The organism is Terrisporobacter muris (genome assembly GCF_024621905.1).
In the GTDB taxonomy this organism is placed as follows: Bacteria; Bacillota; Clostridia; order Peptostreptococcales; family Peptostreptococcaceae; genus Terrisporobacter; species Terrisporobacter muris.
Window position 1 is genome coordinate 1 of the sequence record NZ_JANKBY010000035.1, and the last position, 19935, is coordinate 19935.

25 protein-coding genes are annotated in these 19935 nt (G+C 27.9%); 3 read left to right on the forward strand and 22 right to left on the reverse strand.

Annotation, left to right across the window (positions count from 1 at the left end):
• Window positions 1-66 precede the first annotated feature (66 nt).
• The 6 genes from NSA58_RS04765 to NSA58_RS04790 form a co-directional block, all read right to left on the reverse strand.
• A complete protein-coding gene (locus NSA58_RS04765) occupies window positions 67-1719 on the reverse strand; it encodes a recombinase family protein (protein ID WP_257560195.1) in 1653 nt (550 codons plus the stop codon).
• Window positions 1706-1831 carry a hypothetical protein gene (locus NSA58_RS04770; protein WP_257560196.1) on the reverse strand — a complete coding sequence of 42 codons (126 nt, stop codon included), beginning with the start codon at window positions 1829-1831 and terminating at the stop codon, window positions 1706-1708. Before NSA58_RS04770 ends, NSA58_RS04765 begins: the two co-directional genes overlap by 14 nt.
• A gap of 252 nt (window positions 1832-2083) precedes the next feature.
• The gene (locus NSA58_RS04775) at window positions 2084-2542 is read right to left on the reverse strand and encodes a hypothetical protein (protein ID WP_257560197.1); all 459 of its coding nucleotides are present in this window, start codon (window positions 2540-2542) and stop codon (window positions 2084-2086) included.
• 144 nt (window positions 2543-2686) lie between these two features.
• Entirely contained in the window at window positions 2687-2899 is a 213-nt protein-coding gene (locus tag NSA58_RS04780; RefSeq protein WP_257560198.1) for a hypothetical protein, read from the reverse strand.
• A gap of 42 nt (window positions 2900-2941) precedes the next feature.
• Window positions 2942-4663 carry a DUF927 domain-containing protein gene (locus NSA58_RS04785; protein ID WP_257560199.1) on the reverse strand — a complete coding sequence of 574 codons (1722 nt, stop codon included), beginning with the start codon at window positions 4661-4663 and terminating at the stop codon, window positions 2942-2944.
• Between the two features lie 6 nt (window positions 4664-4669).
• Complete coding sequence (locus tag NSA58_RS04790; RefSeq protein ID WP_257560200.1) at window positions 4670-5161, reverse strand: hypothetical protein; 492 nt, start codon at window positions 5159-5161, stop codon at window positions 4670-4672.
• Window positions 5162-5386: 225 nt separating this feature from the next.
• Here NSA58_RS04790 and NSA58_RS04795 point away from each other — a divergent pair, with 225 nt between their 5' ends.
• Complete coding sequence (locus NSA58_RS04795) at window positions 5387-6001, forward strand: hypothetical protein (RefSeq protein WP_103979941.1); 615 nt, start codon at window positions 5387-5389, stop codon at window positions 5999-6001.
• Between the two features lie 128 nt (window positions 6002-6129).
• Here NSA58_RS04795 and NSA58_RS04800 read toward each other — a convergent pair whose 3' ends face one another.
• The 15 genes from NSA58_RS04800 to NSA58_RS04870 all read right to left on the reverse strand — a co-directional run bounded on the left by NSA58_RS04800 (window position 6130) and on the right by NSA58_RS04870 (window position 16247).
• Entirely contained in the window at window positions 6130-6423 is a 294-nt protein-coding gene (locus tag NSA58_RS04800) for a hypothetical protein (protein WP_257560201.1), read from the reverse strand.
• A 108-nt stretch (window positions 6424-6531) separates the two neighbouring features.
• On the reverse strand, window positions 6532-7122 hold the full coding sequence (locus NSA58_RS04805) for a hypothetical protein (protein ID WP_103979943.1): 591 nt from the start codon (window positions 7120-7122) through the stop codon (window positions 6532-6534).
• A gap of 19 nt (window positions 7123-7141) precedes the next feature.
• Window positions 7142-7429, reverse strand: coding sequence for a DUF960 domain-containing protein (locus tag NSA58_RS04810; RefSeq protein WP_257560202.1), 288 nt, complete (start codon window positions 7427-7429; stop codon window positions 7142-7144).
• Window positions 7430-7443: 14 nt separating this feature from the next.
• Window positions 7444-7770 carry a hypothetical protein gene (locus NSA58_RS04815; RefSeq protein WP_257560203.1) on the reverse strand — a complete coding sequence of 109 codons (327 nt, stop codon included), beginning with the start codon at window positions 7768-7770 and terminating at the stop codon, window positions 7444-7446.
• A 161-nt stretch (window positions 7771-7931) separates the two neighbouring features.
• On the reverse strand, window positions 7932-8882 hold the full coding sequence (locus NSA58_RS04820) for a lysozyme inhibitor LprI family protein (protein WP_257560204.1): 951 nt from the start codon (window positions 8880-8882) through the stop codon (window positions 7932-7934).
• A 142-nt stretch (window positions 8883-9024) separates the two neighbouring features.
• The gene (locus tag NSA58_RS04825; protein ID WP_257560205.1) at window positions 9025-9282 is read right to left on the reverse strand and encodes a Mor transcription activator family protein; all 258 of its coding nucleotides are present in this window, start codon (window positions 9280-9282) and stop codon (window positions 9025-9027) included.
• A gap of 253 nt (window positions 9283-9535) precedes the next feature.
• Complete coding sequence (locus NSA58_RS04830; RefSeq protein ID WP_257560206.1) at window positions 9536-9997, reverse strand: JAB domain-containing protein; 462 nt, start codon at window positions 9995-9997, stop codon at window positions 9536-9538.
• A gap of 18 nt (window positions 9998-10015) precedes the next feature.
• A complete protein-coding gene (locus NSA58_RS04835) occupies window positions 10016-10348 on the reverse strand; it encodes a hypothetical protein (protein WP_257560207.1) in 333 nt (110 codons plus the stop codon).
• A gap of 87 nt (window positions 10349-10435) precedes the next feature.
• Window positions 10436-10714: a hypothetical protein gene (locus NSA58_RS04840; RefSeq protein WP_257560208.1), complete on the reverse strand. Its 279-nt coding sequence runs from the start codon at window positions 10712-10714 to the stop codon at window positions 10436-10438.
• Window position 10715: 1 nt separating this feature from the next.
• Window positions 10716-11519: a DUF3883 domain-containing protein gene (locus NSA58_RS04845; protein WP_257560209.1), complete on the reverse strand. Its 804-nt coding sequence runs from the start codon at window positions 11517-11519 to the stop codon at window positions 10716-10718.
• The gene (locus NSA58_RS04850) at window positions 11516-12004 is read right to left on the reverse strand and encodes a hypothetical protein (protein ID WP_257560210.1); all 489 of its coding nucleotides are present in this window, start codon (window positions 12002-12004) and stop codon (window positions 11516-11518) included. Before NSA58_RS04850 ends, NSA58_RS04845 begins: the two co-directional genes overlap by 4 nt.
• Window positions 12005-12120: 116 nt before the next feature.
• Window positions 12121-13248 (reverse strand): DNA adenine methylase, encoded by a 1128-nt coding sequence (locus NSA58_RS04855; protein WP_257560211.1) that lies wholly within the window; start codon window positions 13246-13248, stop codon window positions 12121-12123.
• A 61-nt stretch (window positions 13249-13309) separates the two neighbouring features.
• Entirely contained in the window at window positions 13310-13789 is a 480-nt protein-coding gene (gene rlmH, locus NSA58_RS04860) for a 23S rRNA (pseudouridine(1915)-N(3))-methyltransferase RlmH (protein WP_039679979.1), read from the reverse strand.
• A 108-nt stretch (window positions 13790-13897) separates the two neighbouring features.
• Window positions 13898-14689, reverse strand: a complete 792-nt coding sequence (locus NSA58_RS04865) for an MBL fold metallo-hydrolase (protein WP_039679978.1) — start codon at window positions 14687-14689, stop codon at window positions 13898-13900.
• Window positions 14690-14777: 88 nt separating this feature from the next.
• Window positions 14778-16247, reverse strand: coding sequence for a M1 family metallopeptidase (locus tag NSA58_RS04870; RefSeq protein ID WP_052233008.1), 1470 nt, complete (start codon window positions 16245-16247; stop codon window positions 14778-14780).
• A 93-nt stretch (window positions 16248-16340) separates the two neighbouring features.
• On the opposite strand from NSA58_RS04870, the gene NSA58_RS04875 reads away from it, so the two are divergent.
• Window positions 16341-17399 carry a DnaD domain protein gene (locus NSA58_RS04875; RefSeq protein WP_039679977.1) on the forward strand — a complete coding sequence of 353 codons (1059 nt, stop codon included), beginning with the start codon at window positions 16341-16343 and terminating at the stop codon, window positions 17397-17399.
• A 15-nt stretch (window positions 17400-17414) separates the two neighbouring features.
• A complete protein-coding gene (locus NSA58_RS04880; RefSeq protein WP_257560212.1) occupies window positions 17415-18419 on the forward strand; it encodes an ATP-binding protein in 1005 nt (334 codons plus the stop codon).
• A gap of 48 nt (window positions 18420-18467) precedes the next feature.
• Here NSA58_RS04880 and NSA58_RS04885 read toward each other — a convergent pair whose 3' ends face one another.
• Window positions 18468-19757, reverse strand: coding sequence for an adenylosuccinate synthase (locus tag NSA58_RS04885; protein WP_257560213.1), 1290 nt, complete (start codon window positions 19755-19757; stop codon window positions 18468-18470).
• Window positions 19758-19935 lie beyond the last annotated feature (178 nt).

The following is a 19935-nucleotide window of genomic DNA, read 5'->3' on the forward strand; positions in this document are numbered from 1 at the left end:
TTATTATATATTTATTATTATATATTTTTCAATTGTTATTTTTTGTCATTTTTTTCTTACTTAATATTAAATAGCTATCTTTAAATTAATATTATTCATTCTAAATAAATGCAAAAAGGATGGGTTACCTTTTTTATTTGGCAACCCATCCTTCTTTAAGTATGTTATCACATCATTATTTATTTGTATCTCTATGCTATCTATCTCTCTTTCCTTATTCATCGTTATCTTAGAAATTAGCAAATGTATCAATTGTTTCCTTTGTTGACTTGTTCCCATACTTAGGAACACTTCTTTGAATCTAGTCATTACATCTCGAACTAGTTCATATGACACAGGTTCTCCCTCTGCAATGTCAACCTCTTGCTTTAATTCTTGTTCTCTCAATTTTAATTTCTCTATGTCATCATTTATTGATTTAATTCTTGTTGATAGCTCACTTTTAGCAAGTATTCCATCTTCAAATAGTTCTAAGTTCTTATCTTTCTTTATACTTAGCTTTTTTATCTCTTTGTTTACTTGTTCTATCTGATCCAATGTAGGTTTCAATTTAGTAGATTTATTCTTATTTATGTTATCAACTACTTTTCTTAGTATTGATTCATCATTTACTAGCTCTGAAACCTTATTCATTACATATGCATTTGCTTTTTCTACTCTTATTGAGTTAGAGTTACATACTGCTGTTCCTTTATTCTTCCAATTACCACAACTGTATGTTTCTATCACTCTCTTACTTCCATCTGCTCTTTTAGTAGTTGATCTACTTATAGTCATACTTGCTCCACATGCTGGACATTTTAGTATTCCAGTCAAAGGTTGTTCACTATCATACACTTTATTATGTTTCTTACTTCTTTCTTTTAGGATTACTTGTACTTTATTCCACGTTTCCACGTCAATTATTGGTTCATGTTGTCCTTCTACTAATATCGGATTTTCATTTATTTTTTGTCTTCTTTTCTTTGCCCAATCTTGTCTTACATTGAATCTTATTTTCCCAATGTATATGGGATTTTGTAATATGGTTTTTACTGTAGAAACAGCAAATTGATTACCTTTCTTTGTCTTGTATCCTTCTTTATTTATCTTATTTACTATTGCTTTGTATCCATGACCTTGACTGTATAGTTGAAATATCTTTCTTACTGTATTTGCTTCATTTTCATTTATTTTTAGTACTGTATTCTTTCTTTTCTTACCCTCATTAGGAAGTTCTACTGAATCATATCCTAGTACTATGCCACCATTCCATGACCCCTGTCTGCTTCTAGAAATCATGCCCATTTTCACATTTTCTGCAATAGTTTCTCTTTCAAATTCTCCTATTGCTCCCATTATGTTTAGTTGAAGTTTTCCTGATGGAGTTTCTGTTTCAAAACTCTCAGTTAGTGAACGAAATGCTATGTTATGTTTATCTAGTAATTCTACTATATTTAGTATGTCTAGAAGCTTTCTGCTTATCCTGTTTAACTTCCAAACTATTACTAAATCAAACTTATTTTCAGTAGCATCATGTAGTAGTTGTTTTATGCCAGGTCTATTAGTTATATTCTTTCCACTTATCCCTCTATCTTCGTAGAGTTTGTAAATTTCATGTCCTTCCTTATTACAATATTCAGTTATCTTAACATTTTGCTCATCTATACTGTAACCTTCCTCAGCTTGTTCAGTTGTTGATACTCTACAATAGATTGCAACCCTTTTACTTACTTTCATTGTCCTCACCTCCAAATGTTTTATCTTCTATATTTAGCTGTTTTTGTATTATGTTACTTAGTATTTCTATTATTTCATCTGCTTTTATCTGTTCTATTGTAAATGTATCCATTAGTATCCTCCAATATTATTTCACTAAATTAATAATATCTATTTTAGTTTTAATTTAAAGTTAATCGATCTCCATTGTAGTTTATTAAGTCCTATCTTTCTTAATCTATTTCTACTGGTACCTCCACTAGCCACATTCCGATAGTGCCAATATTCTAGGCTGTGAAGGTACCAATGTGATATAACATATCACTTTTAAGCTACTATATACTCCTTTATCTAATTTAAATAAATTACTTACATTTATATATGACTATATAGCCTTAATCTTAACTATAGGATTATCTAAATCATCATATTCTTCTGCTTCAGTAAAGGTAATTGATACTCTATTACTAAAATCTAAATTGAATAATTCTGTTATTTCTTTGACTAATCCAGATGAATATATTACCATTTTATTTCCACTTTTCTTTATAGAAAAGCTAACTCCATTCTCTGGTAATTTCTCAGCTATTACTATACCGTCTTGAGTAAATCCAACTTCAATTTTGGTTGGATTTTTAAGATAATCCATAGTTTCTTTCGCTAAGATTAATCTCTTACCATTTTGTCTAGAATTTATTACTGTACATACACCTTTTGAACTTTTAGTTCCTCTAGTATTACTCATGGTTTTCGGTTTGATTACTTTTAATTGATTATATCCTTTCTTATTTGAATCACTTTCATTCATTTTATCTGCTGTTATTATTTCTTGTATGTTTTCCATGTTTATTCCTCCATTATTTTTTAATATATTCTTTTAAGATTTAATGTATTTATATTGTACTAATAGAAATTTCTATATTTATTTCAGGTTTCACGTGGAAACGTGGTTTCTTCTTTTCACGTTTCCACTTTCATTATTTTATTATCATTTTATTCTTACTATTGCAGTTAGAATATTCGATAGACATCTAACTGCTTCTGTAGGTTTCCAGTATGTTGCTATCATATTTATTTCATCTAAATCTATTTTGTTTATTAGCTCTTCTCTTCTTTGTGCTTTATCTAGCCAACAATCAAATTCTTGTTGCTCATCTTCTTGTTCATTCATTGCTAACATGTTCATCATTTCGTAGTTCATTTTATATTCTCCCTATCTTATTTTGTAATTTGGGTTATTATTTTATTTTAAACGGGGTTTTGTTATTTCCCCCGTTTTAACATTCTTTGTACTCCTAGCTAGTTTAACTACTATCATAGAAGTCGATATGCCTCCAAACCCTAGTCTTTTTCTAGTATATCTATCTTTATCACAATCAAGTATTCCTTTCTTTTTCAATTCTTTTAAGACTACTTTCTTATCTTCAAATCCTCCTTCTTTCAACATTACTTCAAATTTATTAGGTGTCATTTCAAGTTCTATATAATCCTTTTTCTTAGTTAATTTTCCTATTATCTCCCACCTAGGTTGCTCACTGTATTCAGATGAGTTAGTATAGTGCTTCTTTCTATTATCTGAGAAATTAGTTTCAAATTTATGCTTGTTATTTATGACATATTGACGTATATGTTCATAAGCTGATTTGTCTAAGTTCCTTGACTTAATAGATTCTCTCTCTGATTCAATTAGTATCTTTATCATTCCATTTATGTTTAGATTTATATCTAGCTCTAATTCTTCACTTAAATATTTTTGAAATAGCTTGGCTGTCGAAAGTATTATTGCTAGTTTATTAGCCCTTCTACTTGTAAACTCATCTTCTACATTATGTTTTTTCATTACTTTTTTTAGTATCTGAATATCTTTTTCATAGAGTTCACATACATATTGTCTTCCTAAATTTATTATAAATTCTGCAAATTCAATTGCTATATGACCATAATTATTTGAAACTACTTCATTTATTTTTTCAGCATTGTCTGCACTACTTGTCCACGAATCTTGTTCTAATTCAACTACTCTTATTTGCAAACCTGCATTTTTATTAGCAGACCCTAATATTGACTTCTCCCCATTAGAGAATATTGTCCCAAGCCAAGTTCCTTGCTCTCTTAATTCTGAATTTTTATTTAGTCTTGCTTTGTCTATTCCACTCGATAGAGTGTAAATTAGTTTCGTAAAATTATTTATGTTACTTGTGGATATCTCATCAAATGCAAAAGTCAATCCTTTAGTACCTCCAAGTCTATTCGACATTGCATTTTCTGTCGTATTATATGTTGAAAATAATGAATTATTGCTTATTTTAGGAGAACCAAACATTGATATAGCTAATCGTAAAGCTGTAGTTTTTCCTGTACTACTATTCCCAGGTATATGTACTATCAATGTTTCTAATGAGTATTTTTCTCCTATGAACCCTGTTACTATTGAAGATAGTGATATTGAGATAGTTAGCTCAAGGCATGAATTGCCTTGAACCTCTTCCTCAAACATTTGTAACCATTCTTCTTTGCTACCTTTAGGCTCTACATCAAATTTTCCAGTGTAGATACTATCTATTCCTGTACATCCATGTAACTTATAGATAGTATCTCCTTCATATTCTCCAAATCCAATTTTAGAATGACTATTAATTGTTTCAGCTAATCTTTCTTCATTTAATATGTGTTTTAATACTAAATTCTTATTGAATGGATGAATATCCAATCCCATTTTTTGAATACTCATTAAGTAATTAATGTCAAGACACTCATCTCTTTTCGCTATTATATACTTATTTTTTCCAAAGCTATCAAACTGTAATTTTAAACTCATCTCATCAGTATCTAAGTCTCTAGTTTTTTCTAGCACACAAATTGGTTGACTAAATTTAATGCTTCCATGGTCTGGATGATCGTAGTAATTACCATCTTCCAATGGGTATACGTCATCAAATAGAAGTGTTGTATTATCTTTATTCATAGTACTTTATTCCTCCATTAATTCATCTAGGTAATCAATTTCTAAATTTTCATTATCAGATTCAATATCACTAAAGTCTATGTCAAGTTCTAATTCTTCCTGTTCCTCATCATAATCAACATCTTCATGAGATTCTAAAGCTTCAAAGTAATCTATATTTAAGTATCTTTTATTCCTTACTATTTCTACTGCTACATCTTGTCCCTCTAAATCTTCTAAGTATACATCCTCAACATCATCACCATAGGTAATATGTACTAAACTATCCATTGCATACCCATCCATAGGAATTATGAATATTCCTTTTCTTTCATCGTCTAATGACTCTAATGTTAACCTTATCAAATGTTCTTTTTCTTTTACTATCTCTGCTTTTTTTATTGTTACTTCATGTCTACCTAACCCTAACTTTCTTAATCTTCTAACTAATGTTTTTTGTTCTTGTTTCTTCTTAAATACCTTTTTTGTTGTTTGTTGTACTTTTTGTAATCTAGGCATTTTTGTATTCCTCCTAAAATTTTCTTGTTTGTTTTGTCTCACAATAAGTATTTTAGTTGATTTTTATATTTTTGCAATTTTGTCTTTTCATTTCTATCTCACTTTTCATTTTTATCAATCGTTACATCATAGTATTTTACGATTTACATTTTTATTTTTAAAATATATAATGTTACATAGTAGCCTTTTGCTTTAGAAATACTTTATTTTATATAGGAGGTTTTTATGGCTAGTAAAGATGAAATAGCTTCAAGAAGAGCGTTTTTGAAAAAAATAATGGTATCTAACAGAGATAACCCTTTAACATTTAATGAAGTTTTTGAATTATGTAATTATGAAGATTTTACTGATAAATTTGGATTTGTTTCTAAGTCAAGAATAAGAGATGACTTAAAGAGTTTGGGCATTTACCCATCTAAAGATAATACTTACAGCATTGATTTTAAATATGATATTAGTGATATTGAAGCATCTATTGTAAGAGCTTTAGTATTCTTTGATGTTTATAGACCTTTATTAATTGGTTCACCTGCTTTTGATTATGAAGGTGATGATGTTGGTATGAGTTGCGATTTGTATTGTATCATACTAAAGTTTAATCCTTCGCAGACTAAGTCAAAATCTAAATATGATATTGAGTACTTATTAAAGAAACTTCACAAATATTACCAACATACTATTGATAACTCTAACTTTGGATATTTAGAAATTTGTACAAGTAAAGATTGTATCAAATTATTATTCTTAAATGAAGAATCCCTTGATTCATTTTATTTAAATTTAATTAATTGGAAGAAGAAGTCAAATAGTTCATTTATTCAAAGAATAGCAAAAAAATAAGTTATTTGAATTAATTAATAATAAGCTAACTACTAGTTTATAACAAATTAATACTAAGTTTATTATTAGTTAATAGAACTACTTCTTATGGATTTTATAGTGCCATTTGGAGTAGTTCTTCTTTTTCATCACTTACTAAGTATGTCTTTTAACCCATCTATGAATTCCTTAGAAAACAATTTTTCTTTTATTGACTTTTTTATCAATTCCAGCAAATCTTCTTCTGGTAGGTCTAATGGTCTTGCTATCAATTGCTTTTTAGCTCTCATAGTATCTTTGAAAAATACCCATCTTATCTCTTCTTCCCCGTTACCCTCATTTATTATTATTTTCTCTACGCCATATGCAAACGTACCTTTGTCTATTATTGATTGTTGAAGTATTGTGCAATAGTCAGTTGTTTTCACTACTCTTTTACTCATCTTTCTTTTCTCCTTTTAGTTTGTTTTTCTCTATTCCTTCTTGTTTCCAATTGAATAGAAACGTAGACTTTTTACATCCACGTTTCCACGTCATTTTTTCAATCATTTTTACTCTTCTACTTGTGAGTATTTATAGTCTATTCCATTTATGCTTAATGCATATTGTGGGTATAGTTCTAAAGCTTCTTCTAAGTCAGTATTATCTAGTATTTCTTCAAGAGCTTGTTCCTTAGTAATTTCATTAACCCACATGTTTATCACATCATCCTTTGAAAACATCTTCTCTACCCAAAATTCGTCACTTAATCTGTTTTCAAATACTGAGTAAGCATACTCTTTTAAGCAGATTCCTGTTTTGTAAATTATGTATTCTCCTATTTCAACGTAATCAATAGCTAATAGTTCTTCGTAATATTCTTTAGCTTTACTTATGTCTACTTCTTCTATTTCTGAATTTACAAAACCAAATAGTTCTATCTCTCCACGTTTTAACTTCATTTTCTTATTTTCTTTTATTATCTCTGATAGTTTCTTAGGTTTATTTATTAGGTATGATTTAATATCTTCATCCTTTATAGGTCTAAGTATCTCTTCTATTTCAAGTATTTCATTTTCTTTTATCTTATTAAACTTATCTACCAAAGCCTTCATTTCTGAATAGAATAGTTGATTCAATATTGTTGATTTATGTTTTATCATTTTATTTATCTCCTTATTTCTAGAACTCATGACTGAACATTAAAGTGCTATATTCCCCATTATCAATTATGTATAGTTTCATTTTATTTTTTATCTCAGTATTTTTTATTTTATATTTAGACGTGGTTTCGGGGTTCTCCTGTTTATGTACTATTTCCACTATTCCACTTTCTTTTGGAGTCAATTCAAAGATTTGTAGGTAGTCTTTTTCTTCTAGTTTCTCTACCAAATCCCACATTAGTATTTGTATGCTTATTGGTACTTGGTCAGCTACTTCTCTTGTTAGGTATCTTTCATTTGTAAACATTATGTATTTCCTTTCTATTCTTCAACTATGTTTATTAGTTTCTTATTACAAATTACTACTACTGCAAAGTCACTTCCACACAAAAATAGAGCTAATATGTAGTCAGCTCCTCCTATTTCATCTATGTATTCTGGTATTGTATTTTTTAGTACTTTTTCTTTTAGTTCTTTTAAACCTTCTTCGTCTACTACTGCTATGTATCCACCTAGGTCTTTTTCTGTTCTTTCTTCTCCGTACTCTTCTACTAAAATCTGTACATTTTCTTTTATAGTTTCTTTTACTTTCTCAGGTAATTCCCTTACTAGTTCTAAGTCTTTCTCTTTCCAAATCTTGATTATCATTTTATTCTCTCCTTCCTTTTCTACAAATTAAAAAAGGTAGATATGATTTTTATTTACCACATCTACCTTACTATCTATGTTCCTTAAGTTGATTATCTATCAGTCTAGATATCATCACTTTTATAATATCTATTTATATTTCAATTTAAAACAGTTCCTAATTATTGCATATATCTTCCTATTAATTCATAACATCTTTCTTTTGTTAATGTTGCTAATGTTTCTGTATAATCTTCATCATCTACATACTCTATTCCATCTTCTTCTGAATCTCTATCCGATACCCATTGAATTTGTTCTTCTTTAAGTATTTCAAAATCTTCACTCGGTAATTTATCTTTAAGCAATCCATATATTTCATTTAACATATCATCCCATTTTTTATATACTTGAGATGCTATTTCTAATGTTGAACCATCATGAGTTAAACCATCTACCTCATCTTGAATTGAATCTAACTTGTCCTTATATTCATCGTATAAACTATTAAGATCCATTTCATTTTGTTTCTCTTCTAATAGTACATATATGTCATCTTCGTCATTCTCATTCTTTTTGCCTCCTAGTTTTTTCGCTTTTTCTAAATATTCTAGACTAACATCATAGTTCTTATTGTAGTATTCTTTGTATGCTAGTTTTTCGTATATTCTCATATATATTACATTTATATGCTCTTCTTTCATTTCAGGTTTTACAACATCGAAATATTTTTCATAATCTTCACCATCAATAGCAATTGAGATTAAAACTTCTTTAGAATATTCTAAGGCATCTGTATTGTACTCTTTCTTAAGTGACTTTTTAATGTACTCCATTTTTTCCATATCATCATCAGACTCTCTTGCAAGTTCCAAATATTTTATATACTTAGGTTTAGTCATTTGAATTACATTTTTTTCAACTATATTTATGCCACCTTCTAATGTCATGTTTATAAATGCTACTGGTAAAAGTATTCCTGCTACAAATGCTGATATTAATCCAGTAGGTGTTCCAAAGAAAACAAAGTTACTTCTTAGCCACTTTATAATCTTATAACCTAGTGGTAAACCTATTATTAATGATATGAATAATGAAAATTCTTTAAGTAAACCAAATATTGTCTCTAACATAATCTCTACTCCCTCATTTGTACATTTTTAAATTCTATTTTATCTAAGTCTTTTATTGCTTTTTATACTACTTTTATATATTGAATCTTAAACGGCTTCAATAATTCTTCTCCTATTAAAATAACTATTATTAATTTTTACATTATTTTAAATTAAGCTTTTTTATTAATCTTTGTATCCATTTATCAGAATAGCCTAGCTCCCTAGATATATCTCTTACACTTTTTTTAGAGTAATTTTCCATTATATATCTTTCTACATACTCATTTGAATATAACTTCATAGGAAAATTAACCTGTTGTCCTTTGTAATGCTTATGTATTATTTTTACTATTTCTTCACCTAGAATTTCAGACATTTCTGCATAAATACCTTTAAAATCACTTCTCCCTATCTTCATACTCCACCTCCTTTTGCATTTACTTAACTAATAATAACTATTTTTATAGAAAGTTTCTTTGCAATTATCTCTTGAAAAGTTCCTTATTTTATTTCTTGTAAAAATCCCAAAACCCCGTTATTTTTTAGTTATATTAATTATTTCTATTCTTTATTTAAAATCTTACGGGATTTCGGGTTTTAATCTAAATTACTATTAGATCTTTTTGGAACATAGAAAAAGTCCTAGCCTATTTTTGTTAAGCTAAGACTTCCTACATCATGCAATTTTCTTTAAAACTAAAGTATGTATTGTTATCTCCTACTATTATGTGGTCTACTAATTCTATTCCAAGTATTTCTCCACACTCTTTCAATCTATTGGTAATGTTTTCATCTTCTTTACTGCATTTTAGATTTCCTGATGGATGATTATGAAAGCAGATTATTTTTGAAGCATTGCTTAACATAGCCACTTTAAAAACTTCTCTTGGATGTACTATTGTAGAACTTACACTACCAATTGAAACTACAGAAATATTTACAGGTTGATTCTTTACATCTAAACAAACTACTACAAACTTTTCTCTATCACTATCTATCAAAAAGTTTTTTATTAGCTTGTAAGCATCATACGGACTTCTTATGGTTCTAGTTTCATATAGAACACTATTCTCCTTTACTAGCTTCAATGAAACTATGCCAACTCTTTTTGCAGGTATTTTCTTTTTATCCATTGTAATCATCTCCTTCTACTAATCTATTTTTTCAATTAGATCTTTTAATTCTCTTTTACAAATAACAACTATTGAAAAATCACTCGAACACAAAAATAGAACTGAAATGTAATCAGTTCCTTCTATCTCATCTATGTATTCAGGTACTATTCCTTTTAGTTGATGTTGCTTTAATTCTTCTATTCCAGCTTTATCTATTACAACTATGTATCCTCCTAAATCTTCTGCTGTTCTTTCTGTACCGTAGTTTTCATCTAGTATTTGTATTGTATCTTCTATTGTAGATATTACTCCTAGTGGTAGTTCTTTTACTAATCTTAAATCTTGTTTTTTCCAAATGCTTATTATCATTGTATCTTTCTCCTTGTTTTCGAATTAAAATAAGGCTAGATAAAGTATTTTTACTTCATCTAGCCTTCTCATAGTTATAATATATATTTAAAATTCATTTTCAATACGACTATCTTCTATAAGATAGAACACTTGATTTTCATATCCTATTATATGTCTAGGAAATTTATTATGGCATTTTAAATTTCTACAACGTTGTTCATATCTTAGTTCATTTGGTCTACTTGGAGAAGGACTTAAATCATGTTCAGTTAATAAAAAACCAGCTCTTACAGCTCTTTTAAATTCACTTAATGAAACCCTTCTTTCTGCTCTCAGCTTAACTAATAAAAATTCTACTAAGTTTTCCTCTGACAAATTATTCATATTATGACTTCTCCTTATTTAATTTAGCTTTATATGTTATTGGTTGCAAACTTATTTGCTCTAAAAAATCTTTTCCTGATATTCTGTATACTTCTCCTATACATTTTTCTTTATCAAAATTATATACTCTTACTATTTCAGCATCCTCTTTATATATTTCTAAAAATAATCTTTCATTTTCACTTATATAGAATGCAGTTTCCTTACCTCCAGTAGTCGTTTTAACTTCCAGGAAGCGTATTTCTCCTTCTGGTGTATATGATAATATATCATATCCTGCACCATCACCATCTTCTTCAGATACATGTCTAACTTTTTCATTTAAAGGATATCCTAGTATATTCTTTTCTCTTTCAAGGACAAATTTTTCTCCTAAATATCCTATTTCTTTATTAAGCTTATTTATCTCTTCAAAATCTACTTTTCTTGAGTTAAATACTTTTTTCTTTTCTTTTCTTTTTTCAATTTTTTTTGTATCTTTAAATATTTCTCCATATTGTGCTTCTTCATCTTTAGCCGTTATAGCATTTTTTATCATTGACTTAGATGTTAAAATACCAACTTTCCCACTCTTACTATAATTAAAATATTTATCTAAATCATTTGTATCTCTATGTGAAATCATATTTCTAACTTTTTGATCAAACTTTGTATCACTTCTATTTTTATTTATTTGTAAATCTTCTCCACTTGGCTTCATTATATCATTAAGTATTTCTTTTAGCTCTGTAGTATTTAATTCTCCATATTCCTCTAATACCTTTATTGCAACTTCCATTATTTCTTTTTCTGAATAACAGCTCATTTACTGCTCCCCCTTTTTAATTTTAAAAATCCTTCTTTACCTATTTTCTCATAATCACAATACTCTATAAGTCCATTACTATCTCTATGAGAAATTAAATTCCTAACTTTTTGATCAAACTTTGTGTCATTTCTATTTTTATTTATTTGTAAATCTTCTTCTGACAAATCCATCGTTTCTTTTAGTCTCTCTCGTAATTCTTTAATAGATAATTGACCAGTATGTTGTAACAAACTTATAGCTTCTGTAAGTATTTGTTTTTCAGTTACTGGGTATTTTTTATTATTATCGTTTACTTTGTATATTGATGGTTCTTCTGTAAAGATCTTTAAAAATTCATTTTCTAATACATACATATTTCCATTAAATTGAATACTCTTTACATCATACTTTGTAAATAATTCATATACTTTATCTACATCTACATTAAAACCTTCTGCTATCTCTTCTATTGTCAAAAAATTATTACTTCCTATTTTAATCAAACTTAACCACCTTTCTTTTGAAATCAGAGAATTATTTGATTTCTTGATTTTATGTTAATTCTTTTTGCCTAGATTGTCAATAAAAAATTAAAAAAAAAGAAGTATACACTTCTTTTTTAATAATTTTTTATTATTATATGTTCTACTTGCTTATCATTTCTATCCTGAAAACTAACCTTATATTTCTTATCGAATCCTATTATATTTATACCTTCTCTATTATACAAATTATAAATAAAATCTGTATTTTTAATTATCATCATAAATTTCCCCTTACACTCATTAATTAAATAATTGGCTAGTCTAACTTGATCTTCTGATGTGAAGTCATTATTTGCATACTTAGAAAATGTAGTATCATAAGGTGGGTCTAAAAACACAAAGTCATCTTCTTCAATTGTTAATTTTCTAAAAAATTCTTCAAAATCTAGATTATATATATTAGCTTCTTGAAGCACATCTTGTAATTCTTGTGACCAAAAATAATTTATTTTAGTTATGAATCCTTTAGAATTATATGATGCGCCTCCATAAGGTACGTTAAATTCTCCTGATTTATTATATCTAAACATGGATGAATAACAAAACTCCCTCAAATAGAAAAATAATGCTATGTGCAATTCATGTGATATATTAAGCTTGTCTCTTTTATTATATATCTTTCTATAAAATGTATATACTCCTGCTTTAAATCCAGCTTCAAAATTTTTATGATAGTCTTCTTCTGGAAGATCTTGTTTTTTCATTTCATTATTTTTTATAGTTCTTAACTTAGACTTGAGTGATTTTTTTATCTCTTTAATTAAATCGTCAGTAATTATATTTATATTATTACGTACTTCAACTTCTATTTCTATTCTTTTTTTATCTATTAATTTATCTATCTTTATAGTTAAATCCTTATAAGATATCTCATCATTTTTGAATAAAGAATATATTTGCCTTATTATCTCATAATTTTCTTCAGCAAGTATACCTGTATAATTCCACAAATGCCAAATATCATATAAACAATTCACAAATAACTCATTTCTATTTTTTATCATCATGTATAAACTAATTAATTCATTAGAATAATCATTTATATATGCACAGTTATACTGCTCTGGTCTCAATGATAGAAAACATGCTCCTCCTCCTAAGAATGGTTCTATATAATTATTTATATGATCTGGCATATATTTATATATAATACTTAATTCATCTGTTTTACCACCTGGCCATTTTACAAATGATTTTGCCATATTTAAGTCCTCCTATTTGCTAACTAAGTAGCTTTTCTATTGTCATCAAAAACCCGCTCCGTTACTTGTGATACGGTTCTCCATTATTTATTCTATAAGCTCTATAAACTTGCTCCAACAATATCAACCTCATTAACTGGTGAGGGAAAGTCATCTTAGAGAAAGATAACTTATAATTAGCTCTTCTCATCACATCGTCAGAAAGCCCTAAAGAACCACCAATAACAAATACTATATGACTAGTCCCTCTAACGCCTAGATTGTCTATTGTATCTGCCAACTCTTCAGATGACAAATTCTTTCCATCTATAGCAAGTGCTATCACATGGGAGTTGTCCTTTATTTTACTTAGAATCTTCTTACCTTCCTTCTCCTTAATCATCATCATTTCTTTATCACTTAGATTTTCAGGAGCTTTCTCATCATCCAATTCTATTACCTCTAACTTGCAATATTTTGATAATCTTTTTGAAAATTCATCTATTCCTAATTTTAAATATTTCTCTTTTATTTTTCCTACACAAACTACACTAATACGCATATTTTTCTCCTCTTATTAACTTTATCTTTTAAACAACAGATGTATCTGAATCAATAGCAAAATAATTTGCCAACACGTCGCTCAAAGATAATATTAGCTAAGCAAATTTTACAGTTCAAAGACTTTTGAAACTGTATCTCTTGATAAAACTTCTAAATCTAAATCTTTTCCTATTATCATATCATTATTTGCCAGTACATTCTTAGATGTTGCAAAAGCTAAGTCTGGAAAATTATTTTCCTTACTTAAATGAGCTAATAATATTGATTCTGTATTATTATTAATTAACTCTACACAGAATTTGGCTGCTTCTTCGTTTGATAAATGTCCACAATCAGACATTACCCTTCTTTTTAAACTATAGGTATAACTTCCCATCATCAACATATTTGGGTCATAATTAGACTCCAGTACTACAAGTTTTGAATTATATAAGTTTTGTCTAATATTATCAGTTATACATCCTATATCCGTAGCAATTGACATTTTTTCTTGCTCTGAAAATAAATTATACCCTACAGCATCACTTGAGTCATGCGGGATTGAGAATGGCTTAATTCCCAAATCTCCTATACTATAAGTTTTATCATTTTCAAAAACTTTCATATTACCTTCTTTTACATTTCCTAATTTATCTTTCATAGCACACCATGTTTTTACATTTGCAAAAATAGGTATGTCCAATTTTCTAGATAATATTCCTGCACCCTTTATATGGTCAGAATGTTCGTGTGTTATAAATATGCCCTTTATCTTTTCTATATCAGCATTTATCTCATCTAAACCTGTCATTATTCTTTTACCACTAAGGCCTGCATCTATTAATATATTAGTATCTTTGTAACTAACAAAGTGACAATTCCCGCTACTTCCGCTTCCTATAGAACAATACTTCAACATGGTGCACCTCTTTTCTCTTTTTCTCATAACTTATATTATACCAAAAAAACAGAGCATTAAATTATTTTTCAATGCTCTTGCAAAAATTTTATTTACATTTTTTTATAATTTTTTCAATATCCACACCTTTACTCTTCCAAAGATCAACAAATTGAGATCCATTAACATTTTTAAATTTATATGTACTATAGTATTCTTTTAAAGTATTAAAAAATACTTCATCTCCAACTTCTTTTCTTATTTCATTAAAAGCTACTGCCCCCTTAGTATAAACACTTAAGCTATACTCTGAGGAATCCCTATACTCTGTTGTTGCCTTAAATATATCACTTGGTTTATAGTTTCTTGATTGAACCTCCATAGTCTTCATTAACTTGTCTCCAGTTTCTTTTCCGTACTTTTCTTCAAAGTAAAGAATAGTAGAGTACTCTGTCAATGCTTCATCTAACCAAGGTTCATTTACTTCATCATTTCCTATAACACTATACCACCATTGATGGGCTGTTTCATGAGCTATTACGTATTCCATTAAAAACTTGTTTTCTTTATTATATAGATTTTCATCTATCATAGATAACATAGGATATTCCATTCCACCAATAAAAAAGTCACTTGCTACTACTGAATATGTATCATATGGATAATCACCAAATAAGTTACTGAAAATCTCTATGGATGACTTAGCCACATCCATAGATTCTTGGCTCATATCATCATTTAAATTATATGTATTTATAACAATATCCTTATAGTTACTCTTATTTACTACAAATTTATCACTTAAAATAAAAGCAAAATCTCTAACCATCTTACCATCTATGGTATATAATATTTTTTCATTATCTGTTTTCTTTTCTGTTATTTCTCCTGTAGTTGCTAGCTTATATTTTACTGGTGCTAGTATTTTTACTTTAAAATTACTCGTGTCACTATAAAATGGATCTCCTACTGTTTCATAACTTTTTAGATTCCATCCTTTGTCATCATAAACACATGCTATAGGAAACCAATTTGTTACATTTACTGTATTATCACCATAACCAAATCTTCCAAGACAATTAGGTAGCTTTACATTATATTTTAAATCTATTTTTACTTGTTCACCTGCTTTTAACAATTTGTCCAATTTGATTTCTAAAATATCATTTTTATCTCCTGTTATTTCATACTTTAATTTATCATTATTGCTCAACACATTTTTAAGATCAATATATCCTTCATTAAATCCATTTGGATAGGCTCTGTTCATCTCTGAATTTTCAAAAGGCACTGATTCTTTTTCACAAAATGCATTGGGGTAAATATGTAAATAAATTTTATCTAATGTGGTTTTCGTATTATTTTGATAAACTAAACTTTCGTTGCATAAAATACGATTAGTTTCATCATCATATATTACATCTATAGTGTATTCATTTTTATTTTTTTCATCTTGAAGAGTAAAAGTTTCTCTTTGGTTAGTAAGTATAAATGTACGTATACTTCCCACTATAATGATTAAAAGGGCTAGTATTATAAAAAATAACCTTCTTCTCTTTTTATCAAATTTAATAACCAATTTATACCTCCTTTTTAATGAATATTTTTTTTTAAAACTTCCAATATAAATTTGTAATAGCTTTTATGTTATAATTGAAGCTGAGGTGATTATATGTTTTTTTATAAAGAAGAAAATGATATAGATTTTGGTGAGACAACCATCCCAAACATCTTCATAGATATATATATGCCTATGGGCGATGGATTATACACAAAGGTATATCTTTTAGCATATAGACAAGTGTGTTCTTCCATACCAGATCCTAAATTTGATAACAGGTCCATTTCTAGAATTTTAGAAGTTCCTTTATCAGATGTTATAAATGCATGGAAGTTCTGGGAAAAGCAAAACATAGTAAAAATGCATAAGAACGACAGTCCAGATGACTTTGATTATTCTATTGAGTTTTTAGATCTAAAAAGATTATATGTTGAAAATCTGCAAATTAATACACCTTCTATTAAATCTAATAGTGATAGAATAGTTTCTGCTGGAGAAAATCCAAGCATAACTAAAATGTTTAATAGTATAAACCGTATAATAGGAAGATTTCTTGATCCATCTGAAAAATTAAGAATATTAGATATTAGGGAAAAATTCAATGTTAATCCTGATGTTATTATTTATGCTTATGAGATTTCAAAACAAAGAAATAACGGTACTCCAAAAAATTTAAATTATATTGAAGGAATACTTCGAAATTGGTATGATTTAGGTCTTTATACTGTTGAAGATATAGAAAATAGTATAATCGAGGATAAGAAACGTTATGATATTCATAAACTTATTTTTAAATCTCTTGGATTTAATAGAAACCCTGGTGCAGAAGAGAAAAGAATTATGGATATATGGATTGATAAGTACAATATGGATATAGAAATTATACTAGAGGCTTGTAGTAAATCTAAAAATACATCTAACCCTTCTATATCTTATATAAATGGTATAATCGAAAGATATAAAAAGAATAATGTTAAAACTTTAGATGACATAGAGAGATTAGAGGAAGAATTTAATCAAAAAAAACAACAGAAAAAAAATACTCCTTCAAATAATAATTCTGCTCCTAAAGTTAAAACAAGATTCCATAATATCAATGAAACATTTAGAAACTACAGCCCTGATGAATTAGAAAAACTTCTAAAGGAAAGTCAAAAGGGTAAATTTTAGTAGGTAGGTGATTAAATGCAGGAGTCAAAATTAAGAGATATACTTATTGGTTATGAAAGAAAAAGAGATAAAGCAGATAAACTGTTAGAACAAAGAAAAAATGATGTTTATAAGCAAATTCCTAAGGTAAGAGAAATAGAGGATGAAATTAGTAAAGTTGGATTAGAAATGATGAAATTAGTTCTTAAAAATCCATCAAATAGAGAAACTCTTACTTTGAAAGCTAAAGAGAAGATTCAAATTTTGACAAATGAAAAACAAGCTTTATTAGACAGCTGGAATGTTCCAAAGGGATACCTTGATATTCAGTATGAATGTAACTTATGCAAAGATAGAGGTTTTCTTCCTAATGGGAAAAAATGCAATTGTCTAAAACAAGCTCTTATTAATGAATCATATAAAATGTCTAATTTATCTAGAATGTTAGAAAAACAAAATCAGTGCACATATGATGATAGCATTTTTTCAGAAGAGGTTGATCCAAGTACCGGAGTTTCTCCTAGACAAAACATGCAACTTATTTTATCTGATTGTGATGAATTTATTTATGATTTTGATAAGGATAATGACAAAAACTTATTATTTTATGGTGATACAGGATTAGGAAAAACATTTATGTCTAGCTATATTGCCAAAGAACTCCTTGATAAAGGATACTTAGTAATATATCAGACAGCTTTTAAAATGTTTGAAATCATAGAAGAGTATAAGTTTAGAAATTCTGATCATCATTTATCAAGAGAAGATTATGAAAACTTATTTGAATGTGATCTTTTAATAATTGATGATTTAGGTACAGAGCTTACTAACTCATTTACTATTAGTGAATTATTCATAATTCTAAATACTCGTTTATTAAATGGTAAGAAAACTATTATTTCTACTAATCTTAATCCCGCACAACTTGGTGAACTTTATTCCCAAAGAATTTTTTCACGTATTTTTGATAAGTTTAAAATGATTAAATTTGTTGGTGCTGATTTAAGATGGCAAAATAAAGTATCTAATGTAAATAAATAAAAGGAGAAAACTTTTGACAGTTTTCTCCTTTTTGTTCTATGTGAAACATTATGCAAATATATTTTTTCTTATTATTGTTTGAGTTCTACTTGGACCAACAGATACTAAATCTATGTTAACATCTATTAACTCTTCTATTCTAGCTATATATTTCTTAGCATTTTCAGGAAGATCTTCAAATTTCTCAACATTAGTGATATCTTCATTCCATCCATCTAATTCTTCATATACTGGCTCACATTTTGCTAAATCTTCTAATGAAGCTGGGAAGTTATTTATTATTTTATCTCCCATTTTATAAGCAGTACATATTTTGATTTTATCAAATCCTGTTAATACATCTAATAACATGAATGAAATACTAGTTAATCCATTTACTCTAGCTGCATATTTTACTATAACAGCATCGAACCAACCACATCTTCTAGCTCTTCCTGTAACTGTTCCGAATTCATGACCTTGAGTTCTTATTCTATCTCCAGTTTCATCAAATAATTCAGTTACAAAAGGACCTTCTCCAACTCTTGTTGTATAAGCCTTTACTATACCAACAACATCCTTTATCATATTTGGACCTACACCAGCACCTACTGCAAATCCACCTGATATTGGATGAGAAGAAGTTACAAATGGGTATGTTCCAAGATCTAAATCTAGCAATGTACCTTGAGCACCTTCAAATAATACTTTTTTACCAGCTCTTATTGCATCATAAACTATTACAGTTGTATCATCCACATATGGTCTCATTTTTTCTGCATATACTATAAATTCATTGTATACTTCATCAAAATCAAACATAGCTTCTTTTTCATATACACCTGTAACTATCTTATTTTTTGCTTCTATTTGAAGTTTTAATTTTTTAGCAAAAACTTCTTTATTCATTAAATCACAAACTCTGATTCCTGATCTTTCTGTTTTATCCATATAGCAAGGACCAATACCTTTTTTAGTCGTTCCTATTTTGTTATCTCCTCTTGCTTCTTCTGCTAATCCGTCTAATTCCTTATGGTATGGGAATACTATATGCGCTCTATCACTTATTTTAATATTTTTAGTACATATTCCATTGCTTTCAAGCATTTCTATTTCTTCAAAGAATCCTTTTGGGTCAAATACTATCCCATTTCCTATTACATTTATAGTATTTGGATTTAATATTCCTGATGGTATTAATCTTAGCGCAAATTTCTTTCCATCTACTACTAATGTATGGCCTGCATTGTTTCCACCTTGTCCTCTTATTACTACGTCAGCTTGAGTAGCAAGAAAATCAATAACTTTTCCTTTTCCCTCATCTCCCCATTGAGAACCAACAACTGCTACTGTTTTCATTTATTTCACCTCTATTATCTATATACTAAATTTTCTAATATTTAATATATAATTTATTTTCAATTAATTTTCGAACACTTACGTTATATATTTTAACAAATATTCGTTTTAGTTTCAACTTTTTTAATTTTCAATTGAATTTAATATGTATCCTTCTATTTCGTCTAGGTCTTTTCCC

Bases quoted from the DNA above. Each gene is read 5' to 3' on its own strand.
- NSA58_RS04765 (WP_257560195.1), bottom strand. From the start codon at position 1,719: ATGAAAGTAAGTAAAAGGGTTGCAATCTATTGTAGAGTATCAACAACT.
- NSA58_RS04770 (WP_257560196.1), bottom strand. From the start codon at position 1,831: ATGGATACATTTACAATAGAACAGATAAAAGCAGATGAAATAATAGAA.
- NSA58_RS04775 (WP_257560197.1), bottom strand. From the start codon at position 2,542: ATGGAAAACATACAAGAAATAATAACAGCAGATAAAATGAATGAAAGT.
- NSA58_RS04780 (WP_257560198.1), bottom strand. From the start codon at position 2,899: ATGAACTACGAAATGATGAACATGTTAGCAATGAATGAACAAGAAGAT.
- NSA58_RS04785 (WP_257560199.1), bottom strand. From the start codon at position 4,663: ATGAATAAAGATAATACAACACTTCTATTTGATGACGTATACCCATTG.
- NSA58_RS04790 (WP_257560200.1), bottom strand. From the start codon at position 5,161: ATGCCTAGATTACAAAAAGTACAACAAACAACAAAAAAGGTATTTAAG.
- NSA58_RS04795 (WP_103979941.1), top strand. From the start codon at position 5,387: ATGGCTAGTAAAGATGAAATAGCTTCAAGAAGAGCGTTTTTGAAAAAA.
- NSA58_RS04800 (WP_257560201.1), bottom strand. From the start codon at position 6,423: ATGAGTAAAAGAGTAGTGAAAACAACTGACTATTGCACAATACTTCAA.
- NSA58_RS04805 (WP_103979943.1), bottom strand. From the start codon at position 7,122: ATGATAAAACATAAATCAACAATATTGAATCAACTATTCTATTCAGAA.
- NSA58_RS04810 (WP_257560202.1), bottom strand. From the start codon at position 7,429: ATGTTTACAAATGAAAGATACCTAACAAGAGAAGTAGCTGACCAAGTA.
- NSA58_RS04815 (WP_257560203.1), bottom strand. From the start codon at position 7,770: ATGATAATCAAGATTTGGAAAGAGAAAGACTTAGAACTAGTAAGGGAA.
- NSA58_RS04820 (WP_257560204.1), bottom strand. From the start codon at position 8,882: ATGTTAGAGACAATATTTGGTTTACTTAAAGAATTTTCATTATTCATA.
- NSA58_RS04825 (WP_257560205.1), bottom strand. From the start codon at position 9,282: ATGAAGATAGGGAGAAGTGATTTTAAAGGTATTTATGCAGAAATGTCT.
- NSA58_RS04830 (WP_257560206.1), bottom strand. From the start codon at position 9,997: ATGGATAAAAAGAAAATACCTGCAAAAAGAGTTGGCATAGTTTCATTG.
- NSA58_RS04835 (WP_257560207.1), bottom strand. From the start codon at position 10,348: ATGATAATAAGCATTTGGAAAAAACAAGATTTAAGATTAGTAAAAGAA.
- NSA58_RS04840 (WP_257560208.1), bottom strand. From the start codon at position 10,714: ATGAATAATTTGTCAGAGGAAAACTTAGTAGAATTTTTATTAGTTAAG.
- NSA58_RS04845 (WP_257560209.1), bottom strand. From the start codon at position 11,519: ATGAGCTGTTATTCAGAAAAAGAAATAATGGAAGTTGCAATAAAGGTA.
- NSA58_RS04855 (WP_257560211.1), bottom strand. From the start codon at position 13,248: ATGGCAAAATCATTTGTAAAATGGCCAGGTGGTAAAACAGATGAATTA.
- rlmH (WP_039679979.1), bottom strand. From the start codon at position 13,789: ATGCGTATTAGTGTAGTTTGTGTAGGAAAAATAAAAGAGAAATATTTA.
- NSA58_RS04865 (WP_039679978.1), bottom strand. From the start codon at position 14,689: ATGTTGAAGTATTGTTCTATAGGAAGCGGAAGTAGCGGGAATTGTCAC.
- NSA58_RS04875 (WP_039679977.1), top strand. From the start codon at position 16,341: ATGTTTTTTTATAAAGAAGAAAATGATATAGATTTTGGTGAGACAACC.
- NSA58_RS04880 (WP_257560212.1), top strand. From the start codon at position 17,415: ATGCAGGAGTCAAAATTAAGAGATATACTTATTGGTTATGAAAGAAAA.
- NSA58_RS04885 (WP_257560213.1), bottom strand. From the start codon at position 19,757: ATGAAAACAGTAGCAGTTGTTGGTTCTCAATGGGGAGATGAGGGAAAA.